Source organism: Pseudomonas sp. NPDC090233, assembly GCF_044772285.1.
Classification (GTDB): Bacteria; Pseudomonadota; Gammaproteobacteria; order Pseudomonadales; family Pseudomonadaceae; genus Aquipseudomonas.
Genome location: NZ_JBIVYQ010000002.1, coordinates 798,362 through 818,072 on the forward strand (window position 1 = coordinate 798,362; position 19,711 = coordinate 818,072).

3 protein-coding genes are annotated in these 19,711 nt (G+C 65.8%); all 3 read right to left on the bottom strand.

What is annotated here, in order from left to right; genetic code table 11:
• Positions 1–20: 20 nt before the first annotated feature.
• On the bottom strand, positions 21–11,855 hold the full coding sequence (locus ACIQUF_RS08040; protein ID WP_403130332.1) for an amino acid adenylation domain-containing protein: 11,835 nt from the start codon (positions 11,853–11,855) through the stop codon (positions 21–23).
• Entirely contained in the window at positions 11,855–18,340 is a 6,486-nt protein-coding gene (locus ACIQUF_RS08045; protein WP_403130269.1) for an amino acid adenylation domain-containing protein, read from the bottom strand. Before ACIQUF_RS08045 ends, ACIQUF_RS08040 begins: the two co-directional genes overlap by 1 nt.
• Positions 18,341–18,355: 15 nt before the next feature.
• On the bottom strand, positions 18,356–19,711 hold a 1,356-nt coding region (locus tag ACIQUF_RS08050; RefSeq protein ID WP_403130272.1), incomplete at its 5' end, for an AMP-binding protein.

The window sequence follows — 19,711 nt, forward strand, 5'->3', positions numbered from 1 at the left end:
GAGAAAAGGAAGGGAAAGGGTCAGCAGCTCAGGGCAGCCTGGGTCAGGGCGTCGAGCGCCTCGCCCAGCGCCGCCAGCAGCGCACCCTGGCGTGGCACCTCGAAGTGCCCACAGGCGAGTATGTCGCCCTCAAGTGGCTGGCCAATCTGCGCAGCCAGCGCGATGCGCTCGGCGTCACGCCCCGGTACCCACCAGCTGGCAGGCTCGACACGCACCGGGCGGCAACCTGGCAGTTGCACCGACAGCTGCTTGAGCTTGCGCGCCACCAGGAACACGTTGGCCAGCTCGTCGCTGCCCAGTACCGCGTAGGCCGACGACGCAGCCGAGTTGGCATCACGCTGGTCTGCCAACCCCGCCATGAGCAGCCGCACCGTCTCGGCGCTTTCGCTGGCATCGGTGGGCGCCACCACGGCACCTGGCAACAACACCTGGGCAAACGCTTGCAGGTCCTCCAGCCAATCGTCCTGCAGGGTGTGCGTGGCCGATGGCACGAAGCTGTCGAGCAGGCCGACGAACGCAACCTCCTGGCCCTGCTGCTCAAGCTCTGCCGCCATCAACAGCGCCAGGGTCCCACCCAGCGACCAGCCGGCCAGATGGTAAGGCCCCTGGGGTTGCGCCTGGCGCACATAGGTCACGTAGTCACGGGCCATGCTCTCCAGCGAGTCGTCCTGCCATTGCCCGTCGAGCAGCATACGGTTGCTGATGGCAATGACCTGGCGCTTGCCACTCAAGTGCCGCGCCAGCGGCTCATAGTCGAACACCGTGCCGAAACCTGCATGCATGCAGAACAATGCGGGCACCTGTGCCACCTCGGCATTGAGCGCCAGCAGCGGTGAGCCGGCGGTGCTGTCGGCAGGTGCCGTCAGTTGGCCGATGGTCGGCTTCTGCACCAGGTCGCGCAGCTTCAGGGTCAGGCCAAGCGCCTTGAGTCGGCGGGCCTTGGCAATCACCTGCAAGCTGAGGATCGAATCGCCCCCCAGATCATAGAAGTTGTCATCAAGGCCAACCCGCTCGACCTTCAGCACCGCCTGCCAGATCTCGGCCAAGGCGCGCTGCAGTTCGGTTTCCGGGGCAATGTAGGCGTCGGCCACGCGCACCGAGTCCGGGGCAGGCAAGGCCTTGCGATCGACTTTACCGTTGGGCGTCAGTGGCAAGCTGTCGAGCAGCACCCATTGGGCCGGCACCATGTAGTCCGGCAGGCGTTGCTGCAGCTGAGCGCGCAATGCGTCACACAGCCCGGCGCCAGCCGTCCCGGCAACCGCCACCACATAAGCCACCAGTTGCTTGCCACTGCCACCTTCGCGGGCCACTACCACAGCATCGGCCACGGTTTCAGCCTGGCGCAGGCACGCCTCGATTTCACCCAGCTCGATGCGGAAGCCGCGGATCTTCACCTGGTTGTCGATGCGGCCAAGGTAGTCGTAGATGCCGTCGGCGCGTTGGCGCACCAGGTCGCCGGTGCGGTACAAGCGTTGCCCATTGCCCGCGAACGGGTCGGCGACGAAGCGCTCCGCACTCTGCCCCGCACGGTCGAGGTAGCCCCGGGCCAGGCCCTCCCCGCCCAGGTACAACTCACCGGCGGCGCCTATGGGAAGCGGGTTGAGGTCACCGTCGAGGACATAGCCCACCCGCGCGCCGACACAGCGCCCGATCGGTGCATAGGCCGCGGCACACGACTCGCTTTCGTCCGCCTTCCACAGCAAGGGTGTCACCACCGTCTCGGTCGGGCCATAACCGTTGATGATGTAGCGCGGCTTGAGTGCACGCCGCGCCTGATCGTAACTGGCCTGAGGCACGGCGTCGCCACCGAAGCAGTACACGCGCACCGGCGGCGGGTTGCCCACCTGCTCGACATGCTCGGCCAACTGCTGCAGGTAGGCGGGCGGGAATGCCGCCACCGTCACGCCATGGCGGTGCATGGCCTGGTAGGTCTGCTCCGCGGTCCAGAGACTGTCATCACGCAGCAACAGGCGGCCGCCGTGGGTCAAGGTGGTCAGCCAGCGTTCATGGGCACCATCGAAGGCGAACGACATGAAGTGCAATTCGCAGTCTTCGGGGCTCATTTCGTACAGCTCGCCAATGGCCTGGCAGTGCATGGCCAACGGCCCGTGGCTGACTGCCACGCCTTTCGGCCGGCCGGTGGAGCCCGAGGTATAGATCACGTAGGCCAGGCTCTGCGCATGCAGCTCGACGCGCGGCAGCGTGCCGGGCTGTCCCACCAGGTCCAGCGTATCGAGGGTCAGGACCTGCAAAGTGGCAGGGACGGGCAAACGCGACAACAGCGTCGACTCAGTCAGCAGCAAGGCGATACCGGAGTCCTGGATCAGGTACTCCAGGCGTTCACGCGGGTAGTTGCTGTCCAGCGGCACATAGGCCGCGCCGGCCTTGAGCACTGCCAGCAAGGCAACCAATTGCCCGGCGTTGCGCGGCAACGCCACACCCACGCGGATTTCCGGGCCTACGCCGAAGCCCGCCAGGGCGTTGGCCAGGCGATTGGCGCGCACATCCAGCTCGGCGTAGTCGAGCACCTGCTCGCCTGCCAGCACCGCCGGGCGCTGACCTTGGCTGAGCGCCAGCGCCGCGATGCGCTGGTGCACCAGCAATGGCTGCTCGCGCTCGACCGGTTGCTGGCGCAGCGCAGTGATCTGCGCCTGGCCCTCGGGCAAGCCGATCTCACCCAGCAGGCGTTCGGCGTCGCTGGCCAGCAGCATCAGCAAACCCTGCATGTTGGCGCGGATGCCCTGCACCGCCGCCTCGCTGAAATGCTCGCGCCTGTACATGTACTCGATGACCAGACCTTCTTCGAGGGTGACCATCAAGTCCATCGGGAAGTTGGTCACACCCGCGCTTTCCAGGTCGCCGAAGCGCAGTGATTCGCCGCTCCACTCGCGCAGGGTACGATCCACCGGCTGGTTTTCGAAGACGATGATGCTGTCGAACAACGACTGGCCCGCACGGCCCGACCAACGCTGAATATCGCTCAGCGGCGTGTACTCGTGCTCGCGCATTTCCAGGTTGTAGTCCTGCAGCCCACGCAGCCATTGGCCGACCGTCTGGCCTGGGACAATTTCCTGGATCACCGGCAAGGTGTTGATGAACAGGCCCAGCATGCGCTCGCTGTCGGCCAGATTCGCCGGGCGGCCCGCCATGGTCGCGCCGAATGACACGCTGCGCTGGCCACTGTAACGGCTGAGCAGCAGCAACCAGGCGCCTTGGATCAAGGTATTGAGCGTGACCTGCTGAGCCTTGGCGAACGCCTTGAGCTGTTCGGTCGCCACGGCGTCCATCCGGGTGTACAACGCATGATGACCCTGCCCCGCCGGGTGCGCCGGGAAGCCGTTGACCAGGTAGGTCGGTTCGTCCAGACGGGCCAGCTGACGGCGCCAGAACGCTTCGGCAACACTGGCATCCTGAGCCCGCAGCCAGGCAATGTAATTGCCATAGGCGACCACCGGTGCCAGGGGCTGCCCGGCATAGTGCGCCAGTACTTCACCCATCAGCTGCGAGGTACTCCAGCCGTCGATCAGGATGTGGTGATAGGTCCAGATCAACTGGTGGCTGTCTGCCCCGGTGCGCACCAGCACCAGGCGCTGCAGCGGTGGCGCCTCAAGGGCGAAGCCACGCTTGCGCTCGGCGTCGGCCAGCGCCTGCACGCGGTCTTCCAGGGCCGGCTGGTCGCGCCAGTCGTGCACGGTCAGCGGCACCGGCAGCGTGTCCATGACGAATTGCACCGGTTGTTCCAGGTCTTGCCACAGGAAGCCAGTTCGCAGTACCGCATGGCGCTGGCTGACCGCCGCCCAGGCGGCCGCGAAACGCTCGCCGTCGAGGCCCTGCACGGGGATGCTCAGCTGGTTGACGTAAAGGTCGGCTTCCGGTGTGTTGAGGCCGAGGAACAGCATGCCCTTTTGCATCGGCGACAAGCTGTACAGCGCCTCGACCCGGGCATGATCGATCGGCAGGGCAGCAACCTGCGCTTGAGTCAGGTCATGCAACGGCACCATCACGGTGCTGGCAGGCGCCTCTGCGTGCGCCTCGCTGCAGCACAGCGCCAGCTTCTCGATGGTCTGCTGCTGGAACAGATCCTTAGCGCTGAAGACGATGCCGGCCTGGCGCGCGCGGCTGACCAGCTGGATGGAAACGATCGAGTCGCCGCCCAAGGCAAAGAAGTTGTCGGTGACCCCAACCTGCGCGTGCCCCAGCACGGCTTGCCAGAGCTCCACCAGCTGGGTTTCCAGCAGGTTGCGCGGGGCAACGTGCTGGGCCGCGCTGGTAGCGTCGGGCCGCGGCAGGGCCTTGCGGTCGAGTTTGCCGTTGGGGCTCAGCGGCATGCTTGCCAATACCAGCGTCTGGTTCGGCACCATGTAGTCGGGCAGATCGCGCAGCAGTGCCTGGCTCAGTTGCTCATGCAGGGCCTGTTGCGCCGCAACGTTGTCCAGCACGCGCAGATCGTTGGGCACCAGGTAGCTGACCAGGCGCTTGCTGCCATTGCCATCCACGGCCAGCACCACGGCTTCGCGCACCTGTGGCTGCTCCAGCAGGCGCGATTCGATCTCGCCCAGCTCGATGCGCAGGCCACGGATCTTGACCTGATGGTCGCTGCGACCCAGGTACTCGATTACCCCGTCATCACGCTGGCGACACAGGTCGCCCGTGCGATACAGGCGTGCACCGGGCACGAACGGGCTGGCCACGAAGCGTTCGGCGCTAAGTGCGGGCCGGCGATGGTAACCGCGTGCCAGCCCCGTACCGGCCAGGTACAGCTCGCCGGTCACACCGACCGGGACCGGCGCCAGTTCGCCATCGAGCACATAGGTGGCCAGGTTGGCGATGGGCTGACCGATCGGCACGCTGTCGGCACCCTCGTCGCGGCACGTCCAGTGGGTGACGTCGATCGCGGCCTCGGTCGGCCCATAGAGGTTGAACAAGCCCACCTGGGGAAGGCGCTCGAACACGCGTTGCTGGGTGTCCACTGGCAAGGCTTCGCCGCTGCACAGGACTCGCTTGAGGCTGGCGCAGCCGGTGAGGTCGGCGTGTTGCATGAAGGCCTGCAGCATCGACGGTACGAAGTGCAGCGTCGTCACCTGGTGCGCCTCGATCAGCGCTACCAGCCGGCCTGGCTCACGATGATCGCCAGGCGCGGCCATGATCAGGCGCGCGCCGGTCATCAGCGGCCAGAAGAATTCCCAGACCGACACGTCGAAGCTGAACGGGGTTTTCTGCAGGACGCAGTCCCCGGCGCCCAGCGGATAGGCCTGTTGCATCCAGTACAGGCGGTTGCTCAAGCCTCGGTGCGGGTTGCCGGCGCCCTTGGGCTTGCCCGTGGAGCCCGAGGTATAGATCACATACGCCAGGTTCTCTGGGTGCAACTCGACCTGTGGGTTGGCCAGTTCCGCGCCCTCGCCCGCGTCGGCATAGCCATCGAGGGTCACCAGGCGCACTGCGCCCCCCACCGGCAACGCCTCGCGCAAGTGGTCCTGGGTCAGCAGCAGGTCGATGCCGCTGTCGTCGATCATGTAGGCCAGGCGGTCCTGCGGGTATTCCGGGTCGAGCGGCACATAAGCGCCGCCGGCCTTCTGGATGGCCAGCAGGGCGATGACCATTTCCAGGCTGCGCTCGGTCGCCACGCCTACCAGTACATCCGGCCCCACGCCCAGGGCTGCGAGGTCGCGGGCCAGGCGGTTGGCACACTGGTTGAGCTGTGTGTAGTTCAGCTGTTGCTCGCCACTGACCACGGCAACCGCTTCCGGCTGCAACCGGACCTGATGTTCGAACAGCCGGTGCACGGCATATTCGTCCGGGTAGCGCACGGCCGTGGCGTTCCAGGCCTGGATGACTCGCTGCTGCTCATCGTCCTGCAGTATCTGGAACTCGCCCAAGGCACGTTCGGGGCTGACGCTCATGTTCAACAGCAGGCGCGACAATTGGCCAAGCAGGCGCTCGGCGCTTGCCTGGGCGACACTGGCGCGATCATAGCTGAGGTTGAACGCCAGCGTCTGGCCCAGGTTGACCGCGAGGGTCAACGGATAGTTGGTCTGCTCCTGAACCTGTACCTCACCGAATACCAGGCTCTGCGGCGCGCCCTGTTGCAGCGCCTGCGACACCGGGTAGTTTTCGAATACCAACAGGTTGTCGAACAGTGCCTGACCGTCCAGGCCAGCCCAGCGCTGCACGTCGAACAGCGCCGTATGCTCACGCTCGCGCAAGGCCAGGTTGTCGTCCTGAAGCGTCTGCAACCAGTCACCCAGGCGCAGCTCGGGGCGGATCGGGGCGATCACCGGCAGGGTGTTGATGAACAGGCCGATCTGTTGTTCGACCCCTTTGAGTTCAGCGGGACGACCGGCCACGGTAGCGCCGAAGACCACGGTATCGAGCCCGGTGTAGCGCTGCAGGAGCAACAGCCAGGCGGCCTGCACCAAGGTGTTGAGGGTGACCCGCTGTTGACGGGCGAAATCGCCCAGCTGGCGGGTAGCACCGGCATCCAGCTCGCGCACGGCCTGGGCCTGGCCACTCAGGCCGGGCAGTTTGCCGGCGGCCAAGGCAGGGACCAGGCGGGTCGGCTCTTCGAGGTGACGCAATTGCGCCTCCCAGAACGCCTTGCCCTGCGCGGCATCGCGTTGTTGCAGCCAGGCGATGTAGTCGCGGAAACGTCCGCTCTGGCGCTCGGTGGGTTGGCCGGCATAGTGCTGCAGCACTTCACCCAGCAATTGCGAGTTGCTCCAGCCATCCATCAGCACGTGATGGTTGGTGTACACCACCTGATAGCGGTCTTCGCCAGTGCGCACCAGCACCAGGCGCAGCAAAGGCGCCTGGGCCAGGTCGAAACCGCGTTCACGCTCACTGACCAGCAGTGCCTGCAGGCGCGTTTCGCTGTCAGCCTCACCGCGCCAGTCATACTCGACGCACGGCAACTGCGCGACTTTATGGACGATCTGCACAGGCTGCTCGAACAGGCCGCTCCAGACGAACCCCGTGCGCAGGATGTCGTGGCGTTCAAGCATCGCCTGCCAGGCTTGCACGAAACGCTGCGGGTCCAGGCCGCTGACCGGCAAGCACAGCTGGTTGATGTAATGCCCCTCGTCCTGCTCGAACAGGCTATGGAACAGCATGCCTTGTTGCATCGGCGACAGCGGGTAGATGTCCTCGATCTGGCTGGCGTCCAGCGGCAGGCTGTCCAGCTGCGCCTGGCTCAGCGCCGCCAGCGGGAAGTCCGACGGCGTGACACCCTGGTTGGCCCCATGGCAGCAGTGCTCGACCAGGCGTTGCAGCGCCTCGCTGTAGGCATCGGCCAGGGCCTGGATGGTCTGCTGGTCGAAGCGTTCGGCACTGAAGGTCCAGCTCAGGCTCAGCTCGCCGTCGTAGACCCGGCCATTGACCGTCAGCCAGTTGCCCAAAGGCGCCAAACCGCTCTGTTCTTGCCCGGCCGCTTCAGGGGCGGGGGTGAACATCGCGCCCTGCTCGGCATCGAAGCTGCCATCGAACTGGCCCAGGTAGTTGAACGTCACCCGAGGTACGGGCAGCGCCTGCACGGCCTGGCGCACGTGGGCATCGCCGAGATAGCGCAGTACACCAAAGCCCAGGCCCTTGTCAGGCGCCGCGCGCAACTGTTCCTTGACCTGCTTGATGGAACTGCCCAGGTCCGCCGCCGGTTTCAAATGCACCGGGAACACGCTGGTGAACCAGCCAACGGTACGGGTGAGATCGATGTCATCGCCCAACGCTTCACGGCCGTGGCCTTCGAGCTGGACCAGCGCCGACGCATGGCCGCTCCAGTCACACAGCACCTGGGCAAGCGCCGTCAACAACAGGTCGTTGACCTGGGTGCGGTAGGCCGCCGGGGCGCGCTGCAACAATTGGCTAGTGAGGTCGCGGGAGAGCGCGCAGTGCACGCTTGTGGCATGGCGCTTCTGCTGGCTGGCCTCAGGGTTGCGGCAGGGCAATGCCTGCGGCGCACCGTGCAGGCGTTGCTGCCAGCCATCGAGTTCCTGCTGCAGCTGGCGACTGCCCGCATGGGCCTGCAAACGCGCGCCCCACGCCTGATAGGCGCTGGTCTTGGCCGGCAGGCGCACGGCAACGCCCTGGGTGATTTGCTGGTAGGCGCTTTGCAGGTCTTCGAACAGAATGCGCCAGGACACGCCATCGACCACCAGGTGATGAACCACCAGCAGCAAGCGCTGACTGGCGTCCGGCAGGGTGGCCAGCACGGCACGCACCAGTTCGCCCCTGGCCAGATCGAGGCTGGCCTGCGCCTGGTTGGCGATACCTTCCCAGGCGTCGAGCGAAGCCGGGCTGACCTGCCACAGCAGTTGCTCACTGCGGGTTGGCTCGGCATGGCTGGCCTGCCATGCGCCGTCCGCTTGGACGAAGCACAGGCGCAAGGCGTCGTGGTGTTCGAGCAAGGCATTCAGGGCCTGGCCGAGTGCATCTGGGTTCAGCGGCTGTTGGGGCTGCAGCAGCACCGACTGGTTCCAGTGATGACGCTCGGCCATCGGCTCGGCGAAGAACGCCTGCTGCACCGGCAGCAGCGTGATCGGCCCGCTGACCGGGCCCTGGTCGATCTCCAGCCCGCCTTCATCGAGCTGGGCAACGGTCGCCAGGCCTTCCACCGTCTGGTGCAGGAACAGGTCCTTGGGCGTGAAGCGAATACCCGCCTGGCGCGCCCGGCTCACCACCTGGATGGAAATGATCGAGTCACCGCCCAGTTCGAAGAAGTTGTCGCTCAGGCCCACCCGTTCAAGCTTCAGCGCGGACTGCCAGATCTCGGCGATGCGCCGTTCCATCTCGTTGCGGGGTGCCACATAGGCCTGCTGCAACAAGCTGGCGTCCGGCTTCGGCAAGGCCTTGCGATCCAGCTTGCCATTGGGGGTCAACGGGAAGCGTTCGAGGAACAGAATATGCGCGGGCACCATATAGTCTGGCAGCAGCGCCTTGAGCTGCCCGCGCAGACGCTCGGCGAGCCCGTCAGGGCTGCAGCCTGGCGCCACGATGACATAGCCGACCAGCTGCTTGCCGGTGTTGCCATCCTGTGCCGCGACCACCGCATCGGCGACCTCGACCAGGCTTTGCAGGCGCGCTTCGATCTCGCCCAGCTCGATACGGAAACCCCGCACCTTCACCTGGTTGTCGATCCGCCCGAGGTAATCGAATACCCCATCCTGCCGTTGGCTGACCAGGTCGCCCGTTCGGTACAAGCGACCGCCATCGGCATCGAAGGGGTCGGGCACGAAACGCTCGGCGGTCAACCCCGGACGGTCCAGGTAGCCACGCGCCAGCCCTTCCCCGCCCAGGTACAGCTCGCCCCGGGCGCCCGGTGGCAACAGGCTCAGTTCAGCATTGAGAACACAGGTGCGGCGGTGGCCGATACGTGTACCGATCGGCGCATAGGCAGCTTGGCAGTGGTCTTCGCTCGAGGCCTTCCAGATCAACGGCGTGACCACCGTTTCGGTGGGGCCGTAACCGTTGATGATGTACTGGGGGCGCAGCACTCGCTTGACCAGTTCGAAACTGGCTTGCGGCACTGCGTCGCCGCCGAAGCAATACACCCGCACCGCCGGTGGGTTGCCTTCGCGCTCGGCATGTTCGGCCAACTGCTGAAGATAGACCGGCGGGAATGCCGCCACGGTGACGCCATGGGCGTGCAGCTGCTGGAAGGTTTGCTCCGGGGTCCACAGGCTGTCGTCACGCACCAGCAAACGGGCACCGTGGGTCAGCGCGGTCAGCCAGCGTTCCTGGGCACCGTCGAAGGCGAAGGACATGAACAGCAGTTCGCAATCCTCGGCGCGCATCTCGTAGCGCTCGCCAATGGCGCGGCAATGCATGGCCAGCGGACCATGGCTCACCGCCACGCCCTTGGGCTGGCCAGTGGAGCCCGAGGTGTAGATCACATAGGCCAGGTTATCCGCATCCACCTGGACACCAGGCGCCTCAGGCGACCAGGCATGCAGGTCGAGTTGATCGAGCAGCATCACCTCGACACCCTCAGGAACCGGCAGTTGCTGGCTGAGGCTGGCGTCGCTGAGCAGCAGGCCGATACCGGCATCGGCCATCAGATAGGCCAGGCGTTCGCGCGGGTACTGGGTATCCAGCGGCACATAAGCCCCGCCGGCCTTGAGCACCGCCAGCAGGGCAACGATCAGGTTCTGGCTGCGTGGCAGGGCCACCGCCACTCGAACTTCTGGGCCAACACCGCGCGCGATCAAGGCATGGGCCAGGCGGTTGGCCTGTGCGTCAAGCTCGGCGAAGGTCAGTTGCTGCCCGGCAAAGATCACCGCCACGGCATCCGGTGTGTTGCTCGCCTGCTCGGCGATGCGTTGATGCACCAGAGGCTGCCTGGCGTCACTCGCTGCCGGGCAGTCGAGCATCAACGTGCGCTGTTCGTCGACACCCAGCAGCGGCAGCTTGCCAAGCGCCTGCGCCGGGTCGGCAGCGATGCCGTGCAGCAGGTTCAGCCAATGCTCGGCCAGGCGCTGGGCGGTCTGGGCACTGAACAGGTCGGTGGCGTAGATCAGCTTGGCCGACAACCCTTCAGGGCCTTCCACGGTATCCAGCGTCAGGTCCAGATGGGCGCTGCGGATCTCCCATTCCAGGCTTTCGACGCTCAGGCCAGGCAGCTGGCCCAGCCCCTGATCCGTCCCCTTGCCGGCACTCTGGTGGTTGAACATCACCTGGAACAGCGGGTTATAGCTGAGGCTGCGCTGTGGTTGCAGGGCTTCGACCAGTTGCTCGAAGGGCAGCTCCTGGTGCTGCTGGGCTTGCAGTGTCGTCGAGCGCACCTGTGCCAGCAGGTCGAGGAACGGCAGCTCGCCATGCAGCTCGCCCTTGATCACCTGGGTGTTGACGAAGAAACCGATCAGGTGCTCGGTCTCGACCCGGTTGCGGTTGGCCAGCGGCACCCCGATGCGAATATCCTGCTGGCCACTGTAGCGGTACAGCAAGGTGTGGAATGACGCCAGCAACAGCATGAACAGGCTGGCGCCCTGCTGCTGCGCCAGGGCCTTGAGGCGGTCGCTGAGTTCCCGGCTGAAGGGTACCGGCAGGCGCGCACCCTGCATGCTCTGTACCGCAGGGCGTGGGTAGTCGGTGGGCAGTTCCAGCACTGGCTGGGCCGAGCCAAGCTGCTCGCGCCAGTACTGCAACTGGCGTTCCTGCTCGCCCGCCTCCATCCAGTGACGCTGCCAGATGGCGTAGTCGGCATACTGGATCGGCAGCGCAGGCAGGTCGATTGCGGCACCCGTGGTGAGCGCGGCATAACTGCGGATCAGCTCATCGACCATGATCTGCATCGACCAGCCATCGGAGACGATATGGTGCTGGGTCAGGACCAGCACATGATCGTCCGCCGCCAGGCGCAGCAGCTTGATGCGCAGCAAGGGGCCAGTGCCCAGGTCGAAGGGCCGCTGGGTTTCTTCCTGCACGGCCGCACGAATCTGCTGCTCACATTCTTGCGGGTCGTCGCTGCACGCCATTGGCTCGGCAACGATGACCGGTTGGCTCGGCTCGGCGATGACCTGCACCGGTTGACCATCCTGCTCAGCGAACGTACTGCGCAGCGGCTCATGCCGGGCGATCAGGTGGGCAAAGGCACCCTGCAGGGCGTCCAGGTCCAGCGCGCCATGCAAGCGCAGCGCACGGGGGATGGCATAGGCACTGGCGTGCGGCTCCATCTGCCAGATGAACCACTGCCTTTGCTGGGCGAACGACAGCGGAACGTGGGCGAACTGGGCGCGGGTCCGCGGGATGGGCAGGTTGGCGGGAGAGATGCCCTCCTGAGCCATTTTCTGCAAGTAGACCCGGCGCTTTTCCAGCGGTAACAGGATGAAGCGCTCGGCAATCTTCAGTGCAGCTGCTTTATTGTCCATCATGCTTCATCCACCTCATCCAGCAAACTTTCGAGTCGATTCAACCGGTCCGCATCCAGCACGCCTGCCGGCGGCTCCAGGTGTTCGACGAATTCATTGAGTACAGGGAACTGGAACATCAGCTGCGGATTGGCGCCGATGCCCAGCTCCAGTTGCAGGCGCGACAGCACGCCCATGACCAGTAGCGAGTGACCGCCCAGTTCGAAGAAGTTGTCGCTAAGGCCCACCTGCTCCACCTTGAGCACTTCTTGCCAAATCTGCGCCACCTGGGCCTGCAGTTCGGTTTCAGGCGCCTGATAGGCAACTCGCGCGGCGTTCAGCTGCGGAGCCGGCAGAGCCTTACGGTCGAGCTTGCCATTGGCGGTCAGCGGTAATGCCGCAAGGCTCACCACATGGCTGGGAATCATGTATTCGGGGACGTGGGCACGCAGGTAGGCCTGCACGTCCTCACGCAGTGTCGTGGTCTGCGCATGGGTTACCACATAGGCAACCAGCAGCTTGCCCTGCTCGCTGTCGCAACTGACCACCGCCGCATCCACCAGCTGCGGCATGCCGCGCAGGCAGGCGCCAACCTCGCCCGGCTCAACCCGGTAGCCACGGATCTTCACCTGGTCGTCGATGCGGCCGTGGGTTTCGATCACCCCTTGGCGAACCCTTACCCGGTCGCCCGTGCGGTACATCCGCTCACCTAGCGATGAATGCGGATCGGGCACGAAGCGCTCGGCGGTCAACCCTGGGCGGCCGAGGTAGCCTCGGGCCAGGCCAGGGCCGGCCACGTACAGTTCGCCGAATACGCCTTCTGGGACGCTCTGCAGCGTCGGGTCGAGCATGTGCAGGCGCACATTGGCCAGCGGCCGACCCAGCGGCACGGGCTGGTCGATGGCCACGCGTGGCAGTTCAGTGGCGAGTACGCCGATGGTGGTTTCGCTCGGCCCGTAGTGATTGACTACCCGACACTCAGGTGCAAGCGCCTGGACCTGCGCGACCAACGCCCCGGTACTGGCCTCGCCGCCCAGCACCAGGCAGCGACGGGGCAGTACCTGCTGCGGCTGTGCGACCTTGAGCAGCGATTGCAGGTGCGAAGGCACCAGCTTGATGAAGTCGATGGCCTCACGGCTCATGTACTGCGCCATCCCCTGGGCATCCATGGCCAGGTTTTCATCGATCAGGTGCAGGCAGCGCCCGCTGCCGAGTGCACCGAACAACGTGGTGTAACCAAGGTCCGCGGCCAGGGTGGAGGCCAGCGCCATGCTGCTCACCTCGGCCAGCGGCAATACCGCCAGCGCCGAGGCGTGATAGTCGGCCAACGCGCCCTGGCTCACCAGCACGCCCTTAGGGCGGCCGGTCGAACCGGAGGTGAAGATCACGTAGGCCGCCTGATCGGCGTCACGTGACACCGGTAGCAGCCTCCCGCCAGCAGGCAACTGTGCGAAATCTTCGAACGCGATGGTCGGCAGGCTGCTCGCCTGCGCGTGTTCGGCCAGCCATGAGCCAGGTCCGAGCAACAGGCAAGCTTGGCTGTCCTCCAGCATCTGCCGGGTACGCAGCGGCTGCCCGCGCAACTCCACCGGCAAGAAGGCGCCGCCGGCCTTGAACACCGCCAGCAGGCTGATGACAAACGCCGCCGAGCGCTCTGCGGCGACCGCGACCAGGCGTTCCGCTGTGACCCCGTGGCCCTGCAGCTGGCACGCCAGGCGCTGGGCTTGTTCGTCGAGCTGGGCATAGGTCAGGCGCTGTTCGCCACACACCAACGCCAGCTGTTGCGGGTTGCTGGCCACCTGGCTTTGGAACAATTGCAGCATCAGTGGCGCCTGGCTGGCGTCGCGGACGGCGCCTTGGCACAGACTGGCCAGCGCTTGCCGTGAAGCGTCGCTGCCCAGTACAGGCTCGGCCAGCGCTTGGGCGGCATTGGCTGCCATTGCCTGAAGGAGGCGATGCCAATCGTCCAGCAGACGCTGGGCCGTGCTGGCGTCGAACAGATCGGTGGCATAGACCAGGGTGGCAATGATCCCCTCGGGCGACTCGACGGTTTCCAGGTTCAAGTCGAACTTGGCGTCCTGGGTATCGGCACCCAGCGCCTCGATGGTCAGGCCAGGAATCGTCGGCGCCGCTGCCTGGCTGGCAGGAGCGCGGTGGTTGAACAGTACCTGGAACAGCGGCGTATGGCTCAGGCTGCGCTCCGGTTGCAGGGCCTCGACCAACTGTTCGAACGGCAGGTCCTGATGGTCCTGGGCTTGCAGGACGGTATTGCGCAGTTGGCTGAGCAAGTGCTCGAAGGGCATGCGGCCATCGAGCGTCGCGCGCAATACCAGGGTATTGACGAAGACCCCCAGCAAGCCTTCGGTTTCCTGGCGGTTGCGGTTGGCAACCGGTACGCCGACACGGATGTCCTCCTGGCCGCTGTAGCGGTGCAGCAGCGCCTGGTACGCCGTCAGCAGCACCATGAACAGGGTCGCCTGATGGCGCTGGCCCAACTGCTTGAGCGCATCGCCCAGCGCGGGTTCGAGGTGCAGTTCCAGCTGCCCGCCGCGGTGGCTCGGCTGGCTGGGGCGCACACGGTCGGCCGGCAGTTGCAGCAGCGGCTGCGCAGCGCCCAGTTGCGCCTGCCAGTACGCCAGTTGCCGCTCACGCTCGCCACCCGCCATGCGTTGACGCTGCCAGACGGCATAGTCGGCGTACTGGATCGGCAGCGCGGTAAAATCTGGCGCCTGCCGCTCGACCCGGGCGGCGTAGCCGCGCACCACCTCATCGACCATCACCTGCATGGACCAGCCATCAGAGACGATGTGATGCTGCGACAGCACCAGCAGGTGATCCTCGTCTGCCAGCGCCAGCAGTGCCACGCGCAGCAAAGGGCCGTTGACCAGGTCGAAAGGCTGACGCACGTGCTGATCGATGAAGCCCGCGATCAGCGCGGTTTCATCCACCTCGCCGTCGCCGCGCGACACCGGCTGCACCTGCAGCGGCAATGCCAGGGACGCATGGACCACCTGGCGCACGCCGTCGGCATCATGGGCGAAGGTGGTGCGCAGCGGCTCATGGCGTTCGACCAGCGCCGCGAAACTGGCGCGCAGGGCGTCGATGTCCAGCGCGCCGCGCAGGCGCAGGGCACGCGGCAGGTTGTAGGCGGTGCCGTGCGGTTGCATCTGCCAGAGGAACCACAGGCGCTCCTGAGCGTAGGACAGCGGCAACGCCGCCTGACGGGAAGCCCGCCCGATGGGCGTGTGGCTATCCCCTTGCAAACCTTCCAGCAACGCAGCCTGCGCTTGCAGGGTATGGGCCTCGAACACCTGGCGCAGGGTGGCTTGGCGCCCAAGTTCGTCACGGATGCGTGAAACCAGCTGGGTCACCAGCAACGAATGCCCGCCCAGGACGAAGAAGTCATCGTGCAGACCGACCTGGCGCACTTGCAGCAACGTCTGCCAGATCGCGGCCAGCTGCCGTTCCAGCTCGCTGCGTGGGGCAACATAAGCTTGCTGCCATTGGCTCACATCCGGCTTGGGCAGAGCCTTGCGGTCCAGCTTGCCGTTGGGCGTCAGCGGCATGGCCTGGAGGAACATCAAGTGTGCCGGCACCATGTAGTCGGGCAGGCTGGCCTTCAGGCGGGTCTTGAGTGCGTCGCGTACGGCGCCCTGCGCCGCGCCATCGGCCTCAGCCAGCGCCGCGTCGCGGGCAACGATGTAACCCACCAGTTGCTCACCGCCAGGCCCTGGTTGGGCGACCACCGCCGCTTCTCGGACAGGCTCGCACGCCAGCAGCGCCGATTCGACTTCACCCAGCTCAATGCGGAACCCGCGAATCTTCACCTGGTGATCGGCACGACCGATGTACTCGTGGTTGCCGTCAGCCCGCAGCCGTGCCACGTCGCCGGTGCGGTACAGGCGCTCGCCCCGCCCGGAAAACGGGTTGGGCAAAAACCGCTCGGCCGTCAGCGACGGGCGATTCAGATAGCCCCTGGCCAGGCCCAGGCCGCCGATCAGCAGCTCGCCCGCCACACCTTCGGGCACCAGGCTGAAATCGGCTCCGATCACATACAGCGAGGTGTTGCCGATCGGTTGGCCGAGCAGCGGCTGCGAATGCTCGGCGTCCAACCGGTAGCGGGCCGACCAGATGGTGGTTTCGGTCGGCCCATAGAGGTTCCACAGCGGGCCGATGGCTGCCAGCATGCGTGCGGCCAGCTCAGGCGAGAGCGCCTCGCCACCGCACAGGCATTTGCAACCGGCCAGCGCAGCGACATCGCCGTGGTCGAGCAGCATGCGCCAGGTCGACGGTGTGGCCTGCAGGGCGCTGACCGACCAGCGCCGGGCCAGTTGCAAGGCGGCGCCCGGGTCTTGGGCGATGTCCTTGCCAGCCAGCACCAGCTGGGCGCCGCAGGTCAGCGGCAGGTAAAGCTCAAGGCCGAAGATGTCAAAGGAGAAGGTCGTCAGCGACAACATGCGATCGCCGATCGCCAAGCCCGGCTGCTGAGCCATGCTGGCAACGAAATTGCCCAGGGCGCCATGACTGATGACCACGCCCTTGGGGTTGCCGGTGGAGCCGGAGGTGTAGATCACATAAGCCGCCGTGTCCGCGGGCAGGCACAGCTGCGGGTCGCCGATCGGCTCATCCGATGGCGCTAGTTGATCCAGGCACAGCAACCCTGGGCCGCGGCCTTCGAAGCGCGGCGCCAGGGCCGCATGGGTCAACAGCAGGGTCATGCCGCTGGCCTCGATCATGTAGTCCAGCCGCGCCTGCGGGTAGCCAGGATCCAACGGAATGTAGGCGCCACCGGCTTTGAGAATCGCCAACAGGCCGACGATCAGGTCCAGGCCACGTTCGACCGAAAGCCCGACCATGACTTCCGGGCCGACACCCATCCCGATCAAGCGATGCGCCAGCTGATTGGCGCGTTGATTCAGCTCGGCATAGCTCAGTACCTGCTCGGCAAATGCCACGGCAGGCGCGTCCGGGGTTTGCGCCGCCCAGGCGGCGAACTGCTGATGCACCGGCAGCGCCGGCACCTCCATTGCGGTGGCGGTGTTGGCAGCGATCAGTTGCTGCAGATGGTCGGCATCGAACAGTTGCAAGGCATCGACCCGCTCTTCAGGGTTGGCCAGCACCGCCTGCAACAGGTTGCGCCAGTGTTGGCCGAGGCGCTCGACGGTCTGCTCGGTGAACAGGTCGCTGGCGTACACCAGAGAGGCACCGATACCGTCCGGGGTTTCCACCGTCTCCAGGGTCAGGTCGAACTGGGCGGTCAGCTGGCGGGCCGCGAAGTTGCTGACCTCAAGCCCTGGGAGACGGGTCACGGCAGCGTCCCCGGCCTCTGTCCCCCGGTGGTTGTGCATGACCTGGAACAACGGGCTGTGGCTCGTGCTGCGCTGCGGCTGCAGCAGCTCCACCAGTTGCTCGAACGGCAGGTCCTGAAACTCCTGGGCTTGCTGGGTCGCCTGGCGCACCTGGGCAAGCAACGCAGTGAAGGGCTGACTGCCATCGACGAGCGCACGCAGCACCTGGGTGTTGACGAAGAAACCGATCAGGCGCTCGACCTCGGGGCGGTTGCGCCCCGCCACCGGCACGCCGACCCAAATGTCCCGCTGGCCGCTGTAGCGGTACAGCAATGCCTGGAAAGATGCCAACAACAGCGTGTACAGCGTCACCCCCTGGCGTCGCGCCAGGTCGGCAAGCGCCTGGGCCTGGCTGGCCGGCAGCTGGAAGTCCAACCGCGCGCCGCGGTAACTCATGGTTTGCGGCCGAGGGAAGTCGGTGGGCAGCTCAAGCACCGGCTGGCTGCCGGCCAATTGCTGCTTCCAGTAGCTCTGCTGACGTTCACGCTCACCGGCGTCCATCCAGTTGCGCTGCCACAGGGCATAATCGGCATAGTGCACCGCCAGCGCTGGCAGGCTAGCCGCCTGGCCGGTGACCTGGGCGCTGTAGAGCTGGATCAGTTCCTCGACCATGATCCGCATGGACCAGCCATCGGAAACGATATGGTGCTGGGCCAGCGACAGGACGTGGCGCTGATCGTTGACACTGAACAGCTTGACCCGCAGCAGCCCGCCTTGGCGCAGGTCGAAGGGTTGCTGCGCGTGGGCGTCGAGCAGCGCCTGCAGCTCGCCCTCATCGGCAACCGATTGTTGCTCCAGATCCAGTTGCCAATGTTCATCGACCTGCTGCACGGTTTGCCCGTCAACCTCGACGAAGCGCGTGCGCAGCGTCTCGTGCCGGGCAATCAGCGCATCGAACGCCGCTTGCAGGGCGGCGCGTTGCAGCGCCCCCTGCAACTGCAGCACCGACGTCATGGTGTAGGCGCTGCCGTGTGGGTCCAGCTGCCACAGGAACCACAACCGCTCCTGCGCATAGGACAAAAGCAGTGGCTGGGAGGCATCACGCTTGAAGATCGGTGCGATGCCGTACAGATTGATCCCCTTCTTGCCCAGCATCACGGCGAGGGCCTTCCTCTCGGTAAAGGACAGCCCTTCTACCGACTCGATCAACTTTTGCACGCGCCACCCCTCAAACTAGGAAATCAGACTTTCAAGCTCTTGTGCTGATAGACGTTTGAGGGCCTCCAAGGATTTAGCCAACTCGTCTTCGACGGGCTGACTGCCAATTTGCAGCTGCTGCACCTGCTCGGCGAACTGCGCCAGATCCTGTGCCTGGAACAGGATTTTCAGCGGAACATCCACGCCTGATTGCTGACGAACCTGCATGATCATCTGGGTTGCCAGCAGCGAATGCCCGCCCAGGTCGAAGAAGTTGTCGTGCAGCCCAACCCGTTCAAGTTTGAGCAAGGTCTGCCAGATCTCAGCCAGTTGCTGCTCCAGCGCCGTGCGCGGTGCCACGTAGGCGTGTTGTGCAGGGCTGCGATCCGGCACGGGCAACGCCTTGCGCTCAAGCTTGCCGTTGGGGCTCAGCGGCAAGCTGGCCAGCACCATCAGATGCGCCGGCAGCATGTAGTCCGGCAGCACGGTGCGCAGCTTCGCCTTCAGTTGCTCGATGAAGGCCGCTGCCTCGCCAAGCGTCTCGCTGTTGCCGGGCACCACGTAGGCCACCAGCTGCACATCCGCCCCCGTGCCAACGGCCAGCACCGCCGCCTCGCGCACTTCGGCCTGCTCCAGCAGGCGTGCCTCGATTTCACCCAGCTCGATGCGCAGGCCGCGGATCTTTACCTGGTGGTCGATACGTCCCATGTATTCGATCACCCCGTCGCCACGCTGGCGCGCCAGGTCGCCGCTGCGGTACAACCGCTCGCCGGCTACGAATGGGCTGGCCACGAAGCGTTCGGCGGTCAGCCCAGGGCGACGGTGGTAGCCGCGTGCCAGGCCTTCACCACCCAGGTACAGCTCGCCCACCACCCCCGCCGGCACCGGCATCAGGTCATTGCTCAGCACATAGGTGGCCAGGTTGGCGATCGGCTGGCCGATCGGCACGCTGTCGCGGCCTTCGTCGCGGCAGGTCCAGTGGGTCACGTCGATCGCCGCTTCGGTCGGCCCGTACAGGTTGTACAGCGCCGCATTCGGCAGCTTGGCCAACACCTGCTGCTGGGCGTCCACCTGCAAGGCTTCGCCACTGCAGACGATGCGCTTGAGGCTGCTGCAACTGGCCACCCCGACGTCCTGCAGGAACACCTGCAGCATCGACGGCACGAAGTGCAGCGTGCTGACCTGCTCGCGGTTGATCAACGCCACCAGCCGCGCCGGGTCGCGGTGATCGCCAGGCGCGGCCACCACCAGGCGGGCGCCGAACATCAGCGGCCAGAAGAACTCCCACACCGACACATCGAAGCTGAACGGGGTCTTCTGCAACACCGTGTCGCGCGCATCCAGGCCATAGGCCTGCTGCATCCAGCACAGCCGGTTGGTCAACGCCCGGTG

What these genes read in the sequence shown, in the direction of transcription:
- ACIQUF_RS08040 (WP_403130332.1), bottom strand. Translation starts at nt 11,855, where the DNA reads ATGGACAATAAAGCAGCTGCACTGAAGATTGCCGAGCGCTTCATCCTG.